The sequence below is a fragment of the Vibrio sp. 1731 genome, from assembly GCF_033339955.1.
GTDB classification, from domain to species: domain Bacteria; phylum Pseudomonadota; class Gammaproteobacteria; order Enterobacterales; family Vibrionaceae; genus Vibrio; species Vibrio alginolyticus.
The window spans coordinates 214,414-230,225 of record NZ_JAWOVO010000006.1 but is presented as its reverse complement, the minus strand read 5'-3'; the positions used below and the strand labels follow the sequence as shown (position 1 = coordinate 230,225).

Sequence of the window (15,812 nt, the reverse complement as noted above, 5' to 3'; positions counted from 1 at the left end):
TCGCCTTATGAGTAGCTAACGTATTGAAATCTGAGTTTAGTGTAGAAAAGCCAAAAACCGTTGAAACCAAGTCACCTCTCCATACGAGATCAGATCGAAAATAGTAAAGAATACGGCACAGATAACGGCCAACTTAATCAAACGCTGAACAATAAACATAAACATCACAATTACCAATAATTTGCTTTAGTTTACTATCTCACACAGCGTTTATATATAAAAAAGTAGTCTCCTAATTAGCCTCGGCAGCTTATTCATTAGAACCTATACTCAAGCATCTCTAAGTTATTTGGATATACTTGAATTAGGATTTCAAAAAGTCCCTGTGACCACACAAGGAGGACTGCATGAAACGACTATGGATATGGTTCTTACCTTTACTCTTGATGGCCAGTCAAGCACTGGCGAATACTGTTTGGATTGTTCCTGTCAAAGGCGCTATAGGGCCTGCTACTAGCGACTATTTATCTCGTGAAATAGAAGAAGCTCAACTAAACGGTGTCAGTTTAGTGATCTTAGAGATGGACACACCAGGCGGCTTAGATAGCGCAATGCGAGATATTATTCACGCGATTACCACCTCCTCCACTCCAATTGCGACTTGGGTTGGCCCGTCAGGATCTAGAGCGGCTAGCGCAGGGACATACATTTTACTCGCCAGCCACGTTGCCGCCATGGCTGAAGCCACCAACCTTGGCGCGGCAACGCCCGTCGCGTTAGGTGGTGCCCCTCAGCCCCCTTCATCGGATGATGGCAAAGATCAAAACGCGGAAGAAACGTCAGAAGGAACCAACGAAGGTTCAGAGAAAGTTCCCGCGAAAACCGCAATGGAGAAAAAGGTGATTAATGATGCTAGAGCCTATATTAAAGGCTTAGCAAAGCTTCATGGCCGAAATGCAGAGTGGGCAGAGAAAGCAGTGAGCGAAGCAGCGAGTTTGGACGCCACAGAGGCATTGGAATTAAACGTTATTGATTATATAGCCAACTCACCAGAGGATTTAGTCAAAGCCATTGATGGACAAACTGTTAAAGTTAACAATCGTGATGTGACATTGTCACTGGAAAATCCCGTATGGATTGAAAGAACACCCGATTGGCGAGCAGAAATGCTAGCCGTTATAACCAATCCAAACGTTGCCTACATTCTAATGCTCATCGGCATCTACGGTTTACTTCTTGAATTTTACAACCCAGGAATTGGCTTACCCGGTGTGCTAGGTGGGATTTGTCTGCTTCTTGCCATGTACGCACTACAAATGATGCCCGTCAACTACGCAGGTCTTGGTCTGCTGTTACTCGGTATTGCACTAATGATAGCGGAAGCATTCAGCCCGAGCTTTGGTATTTTGGGCTTAGGCGGCGTTGTCGCCTTTGTACTCGGTTCGATATTTCTCATGGACAGTGAGTTACCAGGATTCCAGATCGCCCTTCCTTTGATTTTTGGTATTGCCATATTTTCCGTGGCTCTAATCGTGCTGACCGTCGGCCTGCTGCTCAAAATTCGTCGCCGGCGTGTAACGACGGGTTTAGAGACTTACCCTGGGAAGGTCGCCGTGGTAAGCGATGACTTTATCGATGGCGAAGGACGCGTTCAACTCAACGGTGCGTTATGGCGAGCTAAAGCCAAAGACCATCAACAATTCAAACAAGGTGATCACGTCACCATTGTTAATGTTAAAGGGCTGACCTTAACTGTGATGCCTGATGACCGCCAAAATAAATAGGAGGCGCTTTATGATGCTCTATACCGTTGCGGTGATCGTGGTGCTGCTGTTCGCACTAGCGACCCAAATGTTCAAGGTTTTGAGAGAATACGAACGTGGGGTTGTGTTCTTTCTTGGTCGATTTCAAGAAGTCAAAGGACCTGGTTTGATCATCCTTATCCCATTTATTCAGCAAATGGTGAGGGTTGATTTACGTACTGTCGTTTTGGATGTGCCGACACAAGATTTAATTACCAAAGATAACGTTTCTGTGCGCGTCAACGCGGTCGTTTATTTTCGCGTAGTCGATCCTCAAATGGCGATTAACAATATTGAAAGCTACAGCGATGCCACCAGTCAGTTAGCACAAACCACGCTGCGCTCGGTATTGGGTCAGCATGAACTCGATGAATTGCTATCAGAGCGAGAACGCCTCAATAAGGATTTACAATCCATTCTCGATCAACAGACTGATGACTGGGGAATCAAGATTGCTACGGTTGAAGTCAAACATGTTGATTTAAATGACAGCATGGTCAGAGCCCTAGCCCGTCAGGCAGAAGCAGAACGTAACCGTAGGGCGAAGATCATTCACGCTACTGGTGAGTTAGAGGCTTCAAATAAATTAAAAGAAGCAGCGCAAATGCTCAACGAAGCACCGAATGCACTGCAATTACGTTACATGCAGACACTCACTGAAATCACTACAGACAAAACATCCACTATTATTTTTCCAATGCCGATCAATCTTGTCGAAGCTGTCAGTGATATCGCCGAAGCGGTGAAAAAGAATAAAGAGACACAAGATAAGTAAGGTTCTGACCCTAGGAAGTAACGACCACTCACGTTACTTCCTTATTTGGAACTCGCTTTAAGGATGTGCCCATCTTCTTTATCACACTCTTGTTTCATTACTTCTAAGCCCGTTTTAAAGCATGTTCGCCAAGCGGTTTCAACATCGGCATCATACCCGGAATCACACTGTCGAACCGTTTCTAACAAACTCTCAAGCCAAACATCAAAATCCTGCGGCTCTATACCAATATCTGCACTTGCATGCTTTTTCCCATACTTTTCCACCATTTTGTGCGCTTCGGTCGAGGTATCTGCCATCATAAAAAATACGATAGACCCTCTAAGCATTCTCACTTGTTGGTGCATGTCTATACCGTCAAACTTCTGTCTAAAGTTGGCACTTTTCGACCATAAATTTTTGTAGAACAAGTCGAAAAACTCCTGATCTGAAGTACAACGTTCATAGCTATCATTAAAAACTTCAATCACGTTCATGTTGCTTTCCCCTACGCCTTAATATGAGTTTAATTTAATATCAAATAAAAGCTTCCAAATAAGGACTTTTAAGTTTCAAACCGATCAACCCACATCGATTTTCAACAAAAAGTAAAAAGTGATTTAAATAAACACCCTCTTATCAATGAAAAAATATCCATTATCATGAACCCATATTCGAGGTACGCATGGTTGTCGATGCTAGTGCATCCTCATCTGTCATCACATAAAGAGGATATAAACGTGTCCCATCAAATCATTACCGATCTAAATAGCCGTTACACTGCAAAAAAATATGATGAAACCAAGCGCGTTTCTCAAGAAGACATGGCGATAATCAAAGAAGCACTGCGTTTGTCGGCGTCTTCTATCAACTCACAACCATGGAAATTCATCGTTATTGAAAGTGATGAAGCGAAGCAACGTTTCCACAATACGTTTGCAAATATGCATCAGTTTAACCAACCACACGCGAAAGCCGCATCACATACGATTCTGTTTGCTTACGATCCTAAATTTACTAAAGAGAAATTTGCGAAGCGTGTGGATGCAGAAGTAACATCTGGCCACTTGCCAGCGGAGATGTACAACAACTTTATGGGTGCTTACGCTTTTGCCGATGCAAATACGGACGAAAATGGCTTCAACGGAAGCTGGACAAAAGCACAAGTCTATTTGGCACTAGGTAACCTACTACACACATTGGCTCGACTAGGCATTGATTCAACACCGATGGAAGGTGTCGATCCGGCTCTGATTGGAGAAGAGTTTAAAGAAGAGCTCGAGGGCCATATTTGTGAAGTTGCGCTAGCGATTGGCTACCATAAAGATGGGGAAGATTATAATCATGGTCTTCCAAAAGCGCGCCTTGCAATGGATGACGTAATTACGACTCTATAGTCGACCATTGTCTTAGCTTAGCGACTTAAATCATTGTTTAAACTAAAAAGAGCCGCACATTAATGCGGCTCTTTTTTACTTGGTTCTGCGTCAACTTTACGCAACTTGCTCTGACTTAAAATTACCAAGCAATGCATCGTAAAGCTCATTGTCGCTTAACACACCAACCAGCTTATTATCTTCAACCATAAGCAGAGGCTGATTGCTACGCTGTTTAAGTTCAATCGCTTCTCGCATACTGATTTCTGGACTAACCTGAACCAGAGAGTTTTCATTAACTTCGTCAAGGTTCGAAGAATCGCTCTTCCATTGAATCAACGATTTATCTTTATCCGCTAAACTTAACCCCTTGCTCTCTTGTATCACCCAAATATCTTTATCAGGGCAAATCAGAACACGCGTATCTTCGCGAACCAAATCGTCACGCATTAAGGAACGTCCCTTCAGCACATTTAATGGATTAGTGTGAGCAACAAAGTCCGCCACATAATCGTTTTCTGGAGCAAGAATGATCTGTTCTGGCTTGCCATGTTGAATCAGCTTTCCTGATTCCATAATGGCGATGTTGTTACCGATTTTAAGTGCTTCATCCAAGTCGTGACTCACAAAAAGAATGGTTTTGTTTAGCTTTTCCTGAAGCAGAATCAATTCATCTTGAAGCTGAGCACGAATCAATGGATCAAGTGCTGAAAACGGTTCATCCATTAACAAGATATCAGTGTCCATCGCGAACGCTCGCGCTAGGCCAACACGCTGCTGCATACCACCAGAAAGCTCGTGCGGGAATTTGGTTTCCCACTCAGATAAACCGACCATTTCGAGCTGTTCACGCGCCTTTTTACGACGCTCTGCTTTACCAATGCCTTGCATCTCTAGACCAAACGCTACATTGTCTAACACCGTTAACCAAGGCATCAATGCAAACTTCTGAAACACCATGGACACGCGGTGCGTACGAAGGTGGCGCAGTTTCTGTTCGTCACAGTTAGAGAGCTCAACCATATCGTCGCCATCTTTAATTTTCAGAGAGCCACGAGAAATATCGTTCAACCCGTTAACCGTTCGCAGCAAACTTGATTTACCCGAGCCCGAAAGCCCCATCAAGACACAGATCTCACCCTGTTTCACGTTCAGCGAAACATTATCAACCCCAACCACTTGGCCAGTTTCATCAATGATTTCTTGTCGAGACTTCCCTTGATCTAGTAGTGCTAGCGCCTGTGCTTGTTGCTGACCAAAAACGACATCAAGATTTTTAATAGTAATAGCGTCCATGATTATGCCTCCTTCTGGTTTGGTGCTTTACACAAGCGATCAAGAATGATGGCAACGAGTACAATCGCTAAACCAGCTTCAAAACCTTGTGAAATGTTTACCGTATTCAGTGCACGTACGACTGGCTTACCAAGCCCATCAGCACCAACAAGCGCCGCAATGACCACCATAGAAAGAGACAACATAATGCACTGAGTAACGCCAGCCATAATACTTGGCAATGCCGCAGGTAACTCCACCTTAAACAGTAGCTTCATGCGGCTGGCACCAAATGCTTTACCCGCTTCAAGTAGCTCCTCCGGCACTTTAATAATGCCGAGGTACGTCAATCGAATTGGCGCAGCGATAGCGAAAATGATGGTCGAGATTAGACCTGGGACAATACCCAATCCAAACAGAACCAAGGTTGGAATTAGGTAAACGAATGTCGGGACGGTCTGCATTAAATCGAGTATTGGCCGCAACAAGGTGTATAACCAAGGACGGTGCGCCGCCATAATGCCCAACGGCACGCCAATTAATACGGAAATCGTTGTCGCTGCAAACACAAGGACAAAGGTTTCCAGCATTTCTTGCCAGTAACCAAGGTTGAGAATTGCGAGTAAGGCCAACACGATAAATACGACAAGAGGAATGCTGCGATGTAAGAACCAAGCAATTGCCGCCGTCATAATGATTGGCGCTGCAGGTGGCATCCATTTAAAAATGTCCACCACGAAAAGAATGATCGTTTCAAGTGTAATAGAGATTGCATCGAAAAAACCCGATGCATTGATGGTTAACCAATCGACGCCAGTTTCCATCCATTGGCCCAACGGTAGTTTGTTGTCCGTAATAAAATTCAAAATAAAACCTTTGTGTTAATGAAGCGGGCAAAACTCTGCCCACTTTCTTTTAAAAAAACGAGCTCAAATACTGCTTATTAAGCGTTTGTTTTTAAGTAGTTTGTAATAGCTGTTAGCGCATCTTGGCCATCTACCGTTTTCACGCCCTCTAGCCACGCTTCAATTTGCTCTTGGTTTGCATTCAACCATGCTTGCGCTGCTTTTGATGGCTTCTGTTTCTGGTTAAGAATCGCTTCCATCAGTTCATTTTCCATTTCTAGGTTAAACTCTAGATTTTTCACTAGCTGACCTACATTTGGACACTCAGCGAGGTAATTTTTACGTACGTTTGTGTAGACGTTCGCGCCGCCGTAGTTAGGACCGAAGAAGTCATCACCACCCGCTAGATATTCCATTTCAACGTTACTATTCATTGGGTGCGGCGCCCAACCTAGGTACACAATCCATTGATTGCGGCGTGCGGCACGTGATACTTGAGACACCATGCCAGCTTCACTGGACTCAACTAGGCTGAAATCTTTTAGGCCGAATGCGTTGCTATCAATCATTGACTGAATTAAGCGGTTGCCATCGTTTCCTGGTTCAATGCCGTAAATGCGGTCTTTAAATTTGTCGGCATGTTTTACTAGGTCAGCGAAGTTGGTTACGCCTGCGTCATAAACGTATTTTGGAACCGCTAGCGTGTACTTTGCGCCAACGAGGTTCGCGCGTACGGTTTCAACAGTACCTGCATCACGGTATTTCGCGATATCACCTTCCATCGTTGGCATCCAGTTACCTAAGAAAATGTCGATATCGCCATTAGCCATAGAGGAGTAAGTTACAGGCACAGACAGAAGATCGGTCTTCGTTTTGTACCCCAACCCTTTAAGTAACTCTGATGTAACGGCAGTGGTCGCTGTGATGTCAGTCCAACCTACATCTGCGAAACGAACCGTTTCACATTGGTTGGCGTAAGCGCCTGTTGCTAAAGTACTTAGTGCAATTGTTGAGAAGATTTTTGTCATCTTAGACATGTTGAATTCCTTGTAATGATTACTGACTTTTTCATTTTATGAGATCGAATCGAGATCTCTTTTTGGCGGATGCATTCGTTGCATCTCTTGCCAGTCCGGTGCAATCCAAACTGGTACGTTGTTCGACGTTTCTAGGGCGTTATCCAAAATCATATCCGCGGCGCGTTCTGCCACCATAATCGTTGGCGCATTTAAATTACCGTTCGGAATGGTTGGGAAAATAGAAGAGTCCACCACACGCAAGCCTTGAATACCGCGTACTTGGCATCGCTCATTTAAGACGGCTAATGGGTCATTATCTGCGCCCATTTTGCAGGTACAAGATGGATGGTAAGCACTCTCGACGTTTTGCTTCACCCATTCATCAATCTGTTCATCCGTTGTGATGTTCAGACCGGGTTGGATCTCGTCCCCACGAAACTCATCCATGGCTGGCTGATTGAGGATCTCGCGAGTAAGGCGAATACAATCACGCCAATCCTGCTTATCTTGTTCAGTGGAAATGTAGTTAAACTCAATCTTCGGCTTATCATTCGGATTCGCAGAGACAACCTCGACCGACCCGCGACTTTCTGGCTTGTTAGGTCCAACGTGCACTTGGAAACCATGACCATCAAAAGCAGCTTGCCCGTCATAGCGCATTGCCGCTGGCAAGAAGTGATACTGAATATTTGGCCACTTTAGTCCTTCACGAGAGCGGATAAACGCACACGATTCAAAGTGGTTAGTAGCACCAAGGCCTTTGCGAGTTAATATCCACTCAGTGCCAATCAAGCCCTTGCTCACCAAACCTAATTTGCTGTTGAGCGTGATAGGTTGTTTACAGTGATATTGGAAGTACACTTCTAAGTGATCTTGCAGGTTTTTACCTACTCCCTCCAACGAGTGTTTCACCTCAATGCCCGCTTTTTCTAATACTGCCTTAGGGCCAATGCCTGAAAGCTGCAACAGCTGAACGGAGCCAACCGAACCCGCACTCGAAATCACTTCATTATTCGCAAAACATTGCTGAATTGAACCTGACTTTTCAAACTCAACGCCTACCGCTTTCTTGCCTTCTGCACCAGTTTCTTCTAATAAAACTCGATGAACCGTCACCCTCTTCATTAGGGTGAAGTTTTTGCGTTTTTTAGCGCGGCTTAAGTATGCATTAGAGGTCGAAGCGCGTACGCCTTTGTCGACGGTCATATGCATTGGGCCAAAGCCCTCTTGCTGATAACCGTTGTAATCTTTTGTTTCTGGGTAGCCCGCTTCTTTGCCTGCATCAATAAAAGCTTGGTACAGTGGATTGAGCTTCATATCGTTGCCGTTACATGTGCCGACTGGACCGTGATCGCCCCGATATTCATCAGCACCACCAATCCAAGACTCTGCTTTACGGAAATAAGGCAAACACGACTGATAATTCCAGCCTTTCGCGCCTTCCTCTTCCCACTGGTCAAAGTCACAAGCGTGTCCGCGAACGTAAACCATGCCGTTGATAGATGAGCTACCGCCCAGAACTTTTCCGCGAGGACAATGAAGTTGGCGACCATCCAACCCTTGCTCTTCAACCGTCTCAAACTGCCACGCGTATTTTTCAGTGTTCATCGGGTAAGAAAGCGCTGTTGGCATTTGGATAAAAATACTTTTATCCGACCCACCCGCTTCGAGTAATAGGACCGAATTTTGACCACTTTCACTTAAGCGATCCGCTAACACACAGCCGGCCGAACCCGCACCGACGATGATGTAATCGTAGTGTTGTTGCATTTTTATTCTCCTAGGAGTTAATACTAATCACCCTAGATAAGTGAACGAAATTAGCGTAGGAAAAATGCTTGAGAACAAGGCGGAAATTTTGATAAGTAGTTAACCTACAATCAAAATTGACAACGTAGTTATCGAGCATTTTAACAAGCTAAAGTGGTCAGTTATCTACTATGAGTAGTATCATTTGTAAGGGCTTTCGAAGTCGCTTAGCTGAACCAGAACACTCTTCGTTTGTGTGTAATGTTTAAGGGTTTCGACTCCGTTTTCACGGCCAACACCTGATTGCTTGTAGCCGCCAACTGGCATTTCTGCAGGTGAGTCACCCCATGTGTTCACCCAACAAATACCCGCTTGAATTTGATGGATCACACGGTGCGCACGAGATAGGTTTTGAGTAAATACACCTGCCGCTAAGCCATAATCGGTGCCATTTGCACGCGCAATCACTTCCGACTCATCGCGGAATTTCAGAACTGACATTACCGGGCCAAAGATTTCTTGTTGAACGTGGCTCATGTCATCATCGCAATCAACAAATACGGTTGGAGCAACAAAGTTACCATTAGCTAGGCCATTGTCTGTTACTTTGTAGCCGCCAGTCAGTAACGTCGCGCCACTCGCTTTCGCGGCTTCAATCGCTCCTAAAACTTTCGATTCATGATCTTTAGAGATTAGCGCGCCAATCTGCGTGTTCTCATCAAGCGGATCGCCGACGACTAACAGCTCGGTTCGGGCTTTAAGTTGTGCGATAAAGTCATCATAAATACCTTCATGGACAAATACGCGTGTACCGTGCGTACAAACTTCACCTTGGGTGTAGAAGTTCGCCACCATGGCCGCAGAAACGGCATCGTTTAACTTCGCATCATCAAAAATAATCAGTGGAGACTTACCACCAAGCTCCATCGTTACTTGTTTTAGTGTCTTAGCGCTGTCACTCATGACGACTTTACCGGTGCCTGACTCACCCGTGAATGACACTTTTGCGATATCAGGATGCGCCGTTAGCGTCTGTCCTACTCGGTAATCCCCTTGCACGACATTAAATACGCCATCTGGCATGCCCGCTTCTGAATAAATTTCGGCGAGCTTAAGCGCCGTTAATGGTGTTTCTTCTGATGGCTTGAAGATCATTGCGTTGCCCGCAGCCAGTGCTGGCGCCGATTTCCACATCGCAATTTGAATTGGATAATTCCAAGCGCCAATACCCGCGCAAATGCCCAATGGCTCACGACGTGTATAGAAAAATTGATCGTCGCTGAGTGGCTGCTGTTCACCTTGTAGACTTGGAGCAAGGCCAGCGTAGTACTCAAGAACATCGGCACCTGTTGTTATATCAACTGCGATAGCTTCTTGAATGGGCTTACCAGTATCTGCCACTTCCAATGCAGCCAGCTCGTCATTACGCTCACGTAAAATGGCAACGGCTTTGTGTAAAATACGGCTGCGCTCAATCGCAGTCATCGCCGACCATGCAGCAAAACCTTTTTTTGCCGATTCAATCGCTGCTTGAAGATCGTCTTGGTTCGCTTGTTTAATATTGGCCAATGGCTCACCATTCGCCGGATTGTAAGTGGTGAAGTGTTCATCTGAACACCCGTCGTACATCGCACCATTGATATAGTGTGCTTTCATTTCCATTTTGAAGACCTGTAACTTTTATATTTTTTCAGAATAAAACGTAAGTTGTTTTTCGAGATAATCGTTGATGATGATTCTCGCTCTTTCTGCATCAATGCCTTGCGGGTTGAGCGTTCCGCGCAGCCAAATTCCATCAATAAGTGATGCAATACCATGAGCAACCAATTCAGCCTGCTCTGCATTTAATAATGCTTTGAGTTCTTTTCTTAGGTGGGACAATAGACGTCGTTCGTTGACACGCTGCAAACGCTTGAGCTGCTCGTCATGCATTGAGTACGACCAAAACGCCAGCCAAGTCTTAGCAACTTGGTTTTCTGCCTGATAGCCGACAAAGTTACCATCAATGATGGCGTTAATTCTTTGGTGATGAGCATCACTTGGCAGCTCACGTAACTTCTGTGTGATAGTGGACGAAAGCTGACGCAAGATTTCGCGCATCGTTTCCTCCAGCAATCCGTGCTTACCACCGAAATAGTGGTTGATAATCCCCGTTGATACACCGGCTTCTTTGCTGATTAACGAAATACTCGCCGCGTGTAAACCGACTCTATCAATCACTGACATTGTCGCTTTCACAAGCTGCGGTTTTCTGATTTCAGGCATCCCCACCTTTGGCATTTTGCGTCCCTGTTATTTTTAATTGAACGGTTAGTTAAATATAAAATGCCTGAAAATTAATTCGAACTCAAATTATTTTTAAAGAAAAATGTTAGTAAAAAAGGATGAAAAGTTGAGGGTGTACGAAAAATCGCTCGGCAAGAACTTGTCGGGATAACTAGATTTCAGTTTAAGAACAAACAAATAAGGCAAACAAAATCAAATAGTTAACCATTAATCTATTTTTAAAACGATGATGAACGAGTTGATTTTTGAACAACAAAAATCTGTGCCACAAAAAATTTATATCGACCACTAATCATTTCACCTGTACACGGTTTATTTGTACAAAGAATAGACACACTAGTTTGTTATAGTTTTGTAGACACAAGTGGCATTCGCACTTTGAAGGTGAAGGAGGCAAAAAGAGAGGTTATATTGAACGCCATGAATATGCGATTCGATATCCTTAAGCAATTTTTAAGTAATATCGCCAAGTGACTTTAAGATGTTAGATTCAGCGTTTTATATTCGAAGCAAGGATCTCAAAGTCACTTGGCTATCAAAGTAAATGGGAGGGATAAGTTCAGATTCATCGTGCGATGAGCCTGAACTTTTGATTTCTGTTACGCTAGCGAGCGACCTTTCACGCAGTTGCGTCCGTTCGCTTTCGCTTGATAAAGCAATTTATCGGCCTGATCGCAAAGTGATTTAAAACTCATCTCATTATCTTCAGTGGTAACGACTCCAAAACTACAGGTCACTCTCACTTCTTCTTTCTGTTCCGTAACAAAGCCATGTAGGGATAAAGCGCTACGTAAACGTTCTGCAGTAATAAGGGCGTTTTTATGGTCTGTATTGGGCATAACAACAACAAACTCTTCACCACCAAAGCGAGCAACAATGTCGTTTTCACGTACAGTTTCCTCCAACACTTTGGCAACGCCCGTTAGTACGGTATCTCCAAACACATGCCCATAGGTATCATTTACCTGCTTGAAATAATCCACATCGATTAACGCTAAAGTTACTGGTCCCGATTGTGGTTTATTTGGCACCATTTTCTGTTTATCGAGTTTGCTATCTACCCATTTATTTAAAGCTAGATAACCGTACTTAACTTGCTCGACTTGCTCAAAAACAAAGTGTTGTATTTTTTCTTGCTTAGATTGAGGTACCGGTTTCTCTTTTCGCTCACGCCTCACTTCTACTGGCTTAGTGAACCAGTCCTCTAAAAAACGGCGATTGAACAACCCTGTCAATGTGTCTGTCTTTGCGAGGCGACGCATTCTCAAACGCGAGCGATTGACGACGAGAAATACTACCGCCATCAAAAACAGAACACCGATGAGCGCAAGTAGCGCTTCACCCAATAAGTAAAAAGTACGACGGTTATTTTCTAGCTCCATACGCTGCAAAACATTGTTCCAGTTGAGATCTTCGTTCTCATATTCAAGTCGTTCCAACTCAAATAACGTCTGCTGGCGCTCAAGATTTTCAACTTCTCTTTGATTGCTAAATTGGATAAATTTATCGTGATAGTTACCGTAAGTTTCGAATGCTAGTTTAAAGTCATTGCTTCCCGCATAGGCCATAGCGGCGACTTTTAGTAGCTCCATTTGCTGTTGCTTGACGTATCGACTCTCTATAATCTCCGGCAGCATTGGCGCGATCATCGCTAAAAGTATTTCAAATTGCTGCTGCTCTAACATATATTCGGCTTGTAACAACTTAAATGTTGCCAAATACGCGCTAGACGTTTCTCTGTACTGTAAATTCTCCGCCAGCTTCAAGTGATTAACCATCTTCTTTTCTTGTTTCGTCTCGCGATATAAAGCTGCAAGTTCAAGGTTAACTCGAAATCTAAAGCGTCCATCACCGATAATTTGAGCCAGCTTTAACGCTCGCTGATATGACGCTATCGCCTCTTCGTATTGGAACTGTGCTTTATGAAGTTTCGCTATCGTCAAAACGCTCAACAACTCATTGAACGACATACGCCTATCCCTAAAATAGCGATATGCTTGTTCCAAAAGCGCCTCAGATCGGTCGTAACCCTGAATTTTGACAAGTACGTCACCTAGCTCTAGTGCTGCACGTTCGACCAGCCCGTGAACACCTGAAGATTCAGCCGCATCCATGGACGACATAAGTGCAGCATAGGATTTTTTAAACTCACCTTGCTCATCGTAATAGCGTCCTTTTAGCAACAGGATTTCTGATTCAAGTTGCTTATCACCATTCTCACGCGATGTTTCCAACAAGCTATCCAACGCAGAAAGCGCGGTATCGATATCGCTCTTTCCAACCATAGTTCGCATCTGAATCAACTTAAACAGGAGATACTCATGGCTCTGTGGACGCACAAGCTCCAATCCTTTTCGAACGACACTCTGACTCTCTTCTAAGCGCCCTAGCAGCTCTAAAACCGTGGCCTTGGCAAGCCAGTAACGCACCAACAGCGCTGTTGGTTGGTTTTGTAGTAAAGACTCTTCTTCTAACGCTTCAATCAAAGCTAAAGAACTCTGAGGTAATGCGTAAATTTGATTTTCGATGCCTTCTAACGACTGTAAAAACTTACCTTCCTGTTCCACCTTTTCTGTGGATGCCTGAACAGAAAAACACAGACACCCCAATAATAGCGGCATCGTCCTAAGCGAATGAAATAGTGACATTATTGCTCTTCCCTAATGGGTAGTTACTTCAGTGTAATTGAGAATTCTGATTATTTATTATTAAGACAACTGAAGGTTATTCAGTCAGCCTCATATTCCCATGTATTTTGCGCTGAATAATAAATCACCATCTTTAGATGCCGAAATAGTTTTCGGTCACAATATAACCAATGAGAGTATTTTTTACACACCAAGAATAATGATCTCGTTAGTGAGACAAAAGATCGTCTTAGTTGTGAGTTGATACATTTACATGACAAGCAATATAGAACTAACCATTCACATTAGAAATAGAATAAATTTCTATACCGTTCGATGAGATAACAGTCGACCATGCATCCAATACATTTTTCAGATAGAAGCAATAAAAGAAAGGAGAAAGTGGAAGGAAGCGGACAATCAAGCTCGCTCCCCTTTTTTATGTTGCAGAGGGGGTTACATTCGCATTCCGCCATCGACTTCGAACACTCTTCCGGTCACGAATTCGTTGGTTAACACGTATTTTATGGTCGATGAAATTTCATCCGCCAAACCTAAACGTCCAACCGGAATCATTCCGATTAAACGTTCCATCGCTTCAGGTTTTATTTGGTCTGTCATGGCAGTTTTGATGACACCCGGAGCAATCGCCACTGAGCGAATTCCGAAACGCCCTAACTCTTTCGCCCACACCGTTGCCATGGTGGCTACCGCCGCTTTAGATGCTGAATAGTTGGTTTGACCAATATTCCCGGCACGCGCAACGCTGGATATGTTGATCAGAACCCCTTTGCTATCGGTGTTCAGCATTACCTTGCTCGCTTCACGGCCACACAGGAAAGTGCCTGTTACATTCACATCTAGAACAGACTGAAATTGTTCCAGCGACATCGTGTTAACCTGACCATCTTTGACTTTAATGAACATACCATCACGCATAATACCTGCGTTATTGATAACGCCATTGAGCTGCTTGAAATCTGCCTCAATTTGCTCAAAAGCACTGCACACCTGCTGTTCGTCAGTCACGTTCGTCACATAAAAACGAGCGGTAACGCCGAGAGATTCACATTCCGCTTTCGTTTCAGCCAGTTGCTCTGAATTGAGGTCGATAAGCGCAAGATGAACGCCATTTTCCGCCAGTGACAGTGCCATTTGTTTACCCAGCCCCTGCCCTGCCCCCGTGATCGCAATGACCTTATTTGCTAACTCCATAAGCGCTCCTTAGGCCTGATTTTGCTTTTGGTAGAACTCAAACAAGCTTGAAAAATCTTTTTGCCCGTTGCCCTGACCGTTGTGAAAATTAAACAGATTACGAGCCAAGCTGCCCATTGGCGTTGATGTTTGACAGGCAACTGCCGCTTCCATCGCAAGACCCAGATCTTTAGCCATTAACTGGCTCATAAAGCCGCCTTGATAACCATTGCTTGCGGGCGTATTTTCCATCACACCTGGACAAGGGTTATACAGCTCTAGCGCCCAGTTACGCCCTGAACTTTGCAACATGATGTCGGAAAGCACTTTGGGATCGAGTCCGTTTTCCATCCCTAAATTGAGTGCTTCACAGGTGCCGCTCATCAAAATGCCCAACATCATGTTATTGCAGATCTTCGCCACCTGACCAGCTCCAGCATCGCCTGCATGGAAGATGTTTTTACCCATGTGGCTAAGCACCGCTTTGGCTTGAACAAAGTTCTCTTGTGAGCCGCCAACAATGAAAGTTAACGTACCTGCTGCTGCGCCCGCAACGCCACCAGATACTGGTGCATCAACAAAACTGATACCAAGTTGCGATGCTTTTTCGCCAACCAAACGAGCAGTCGCCGGATCGATGGTGGAAGAATCAATCAGCAAGGTACCTGATTCGACGCTATCTAAGATGCCATCTTGACCAAGATAAACGCTTTGAACGTGTTGGCTCGCTGGCAGCATAGTGACAACCACGTCAACACCTTGTACTGCCTGCTGAACGGAATCGGCACTTGAAGCGCCCAATGCGGTCAACTCCTCAACTGCGTTTGGGTTCAAATCAAATACTTCGACGTTCAAGCCCGCTTTGAGTAGATTCTTAGCCATAGGCGCACCCATGTTACCAAGGCCAATAAATGCAATTTTGTCCATATCGTATTTCTTCCTTGT

The 15,812-nt window shown here is 44.4% G+C and carries 13 protein-coding genes; 3 read left to right on the top strand and 10 right to left on the bottom strand.

Annotated elements, in window-relative coordinates; all coding sequences use genetic code 11:
• Positions 1–347 precede the first annotated feature (347 nt).
• On the top strand, positions 348–1,724 hold the full coding sequence (locus R7035_RS09595; RefSeq protein WP_005382635.1) for an NfeD family protein: 1,377 nt from the start codon (positions 348–350) through the stop codon (positions 1,722–1,724).
• Positions 1,725–1,734: 10 nt separating this feature from the next.
• A complete protein-coding gene (locus R7035_RS09590; protein WP_005373196.1) occupies positions 1,735–2,517 on the top strand; it encodes a slipin family protein in 783 nt (260 codons plus the stop codon).
• 41 nt (positions 2,518–2,558) lie between these two features.
• Here the strand turns inward: R7035_RS09590 and R7035_RS09585 are convergent, their stop codons facing one another.
• Positions 2,559–2,993, bottom strand: a complete 435-nt coding sequence (locus tag R7035_RS09585) for a globin (protein ID WP_193837964.1) — start codon at positions 2,991–2,993, stop codon at positions 2,559–2,561.
• Between the two features lie 243 nt (positions 2,994–3,236).
• Between R7035_RS09585 and R7035_RS09580 the strand changes: the two genes are divergently transcribed.
• On the top strand, positions 3,237–3,893 hold the full coding sequence (locus R7035_RS09580) for an NAD(P)H-dependent oxidoreductase (RefSeq protein ID WP_053304732.1): 657 nt from the start codon (positions 3,237–3,239) through the stop codon (positions 3,891–3,893).
• A 96-nt stretch (positions 3,894–3,989) separates the two neighbouring features.
• Here R7035_RS09580 and choV read toward each other — a convergent pair whose 3' ends face one another.
• From choV to mmsB, 9 genes are all read right to left on the bottom strand, one after another.
• Positions 3,990–5,168, bottom strand: a complete 1,179-nt coding sequence (gene choV, locus R7035_RS09575; protein ID WP_042523602.1) for a choline ABC transporter ATP-binding protein — start codon at positions 5,166–5,168, stop codon at positions 3,990–3,992.
• 2 nt (positions 5,169–5,170) lie between these two features.
• Positions 5,171–6,013, bottom strand: coding sequence for a choline ABC transporter permease subunit (gene choW / locus R7035_RS09570; RefSeq protein WP_005392552.1), 843 nt, complete (start codon positions 6,011–6,013; stop codon positions 5,171–5,173).
• Between the two features lie 77 nt (positions 6,014–6,090).
• Positions 6,091–7,029 carry a choline ABC transporter substrate-binding protein gene (locus R7035_RS09565; protein WP_005382646.1) on the bottom strand — a complete coding sequence of 313 codons (939 nt, stop codon included), beginning with the start codon at positions 7,027–7,029 and terminating at the stop codon, positions 6,091–6,093.
• A gap of 36 nt (positions 7,030–7,065) precedes the next feature.
• Complete coding sequence (gene betA / locus R7035_RS09560; protein ID WP_005373209.1) at positions 7,066–8,781, bottom strand: choline dehydrogenase; 1,716 nt, start codon at positions 8,779–8,781, stop codon at positions 7,066–7,068.
• A gap of 180 nt (positions 8,782–8,961) precedes the next feature.
• A complete protein-coding gene (gene betB, locus R7035_RS09555; protein ID WP_258481524.1) occupies positions 8,962–10,422 on the bottom strand; it encodes a betaine-aldehyde dehydrogenase in 1,461 nt (486 codons plus the stop codon).
• An 18-nt stretch (positions 10,423–10,440) separates the two neighbouring features.
• Positions 10,441–11,040 (bottom strand): transcriptional regulator BetI, encoded by a 600-nt coding sequence (gene betI, locus R7035_RS09550; protein WP_017820329.1) that lies wholly within the window; start codon positions 11,038–11,040, stop codon positions 10,441–10,443.
• 605 nt (positions 11,041–11,645) lie between these two features.
• A complete protein-coding gene (locus R7035_RS09545) occupies positions 11,646–13,667 on the bottom strand; it encodes a diguanylate cyclase (RefSeq protein ID WP_373417442.1) in 2,022 nt (673 codons plus the stop codon).
• Between the two features lie 462 nt (positions 13,668–14,129).
• On the bottom strand, positions 14,130–14,888 hold the full coding sequence (locus tag R7035_RS09540) for an SDR family oxidoreductase (protein ID WP_054576059.1): 759 nt from the start codon (positions 14,886–14,888) through the stop codon (positions 14,130–14,132).
• Positions 14,889–14,897: 9 nt separating this feature from the next.
• Positions 14,898–15,794 carry a 3-hydroxyisobutyrate dehydrogenase gene (mmsB, locus tag R7035_RS09535; RefSeq protein WP_138940142.1) on the bottom strand — a complete coding sequence of 299 codons (897 nt, stop codon included), beginning with the start codon at positions 15,792–15,794 and terminating at the stop codon, positions 14,898–14,900.
• Between the last annotated feature and the right edge of the window lie 18 nt (positions 15,795–15,812).

Coding starts and splice junctions, on each gene's coding strand:
- R7035_RS09595 (WP_005382635.1), top strand. CDS start 348: ATGAAACGACTATGGATATGGTTCTTACCTTTACTCTTGATGGCCAGT.
- R7035_RS09590 (WP_005373196.1), top strand. CDS start 1,735: ATGATGCTCTATACCGTTGCGGTGATCGTGGTGCTGCTGTTCGCACTA.
- R7035_RS09585 (WP_193837964.1), bottom strand. CDS start 2,993: ATGAACGTGATTGAAGTTTTTAATGATAGCTATGAACGTTGTACTTCA.
- choV (WP_042523602.1), bottom strand. CDS start 5,168: ATGGACGCTATTACTATTAAAAATCTTGATGTCGTTTTTGGTCAGCAA.
- R7035_RS09565 (WP_005382646.1), bottom strand. CDS start 7,029: ATGTCTAAGATGACAAAAATCTTCTCAACAATTGCACTAAGTACTTTA.
- betA (WP_005373209.1), bottom strand. CDS start 8,781: ATGCAACAACACTACGATTACATCATCGTCGGTGCGGGTTCGGCCGGC.
- betB (WP_258481524.1), bottom strand. CDS start 10,422: ATGGAAATGAAAGCACACTATATCAATGGTGCGATGTACGACGGGTGT.
- betI (WP_017820329.1), bottom strand. CDS start 11,040: ATGCCAAAGGTGGGGATGCCTGAAATCAGAAAACCGCAGCTTGTGAAA.
- R7035_RS09545 (WP_373417442.1), bottom strand. CDS start 13,667: ATGCCGCTATTATTGGGGTGTCTGTGTTTTTCTGTTCAGGCATCCACA.
- R7035_RS09540 (WP_054576059.1), bottom strand. CDS start 14,888: ATGGAGTTAGCAAATAAGGTCATTGCGATCACGGGGGCAGGGCAGGGG.
- mmsB (WP_138940142.1), bottom strand. CDS start 15,794: ATGGACAAAATTGCATTTATTGGCCTTGGTAACATGGGTGCGCCTATG.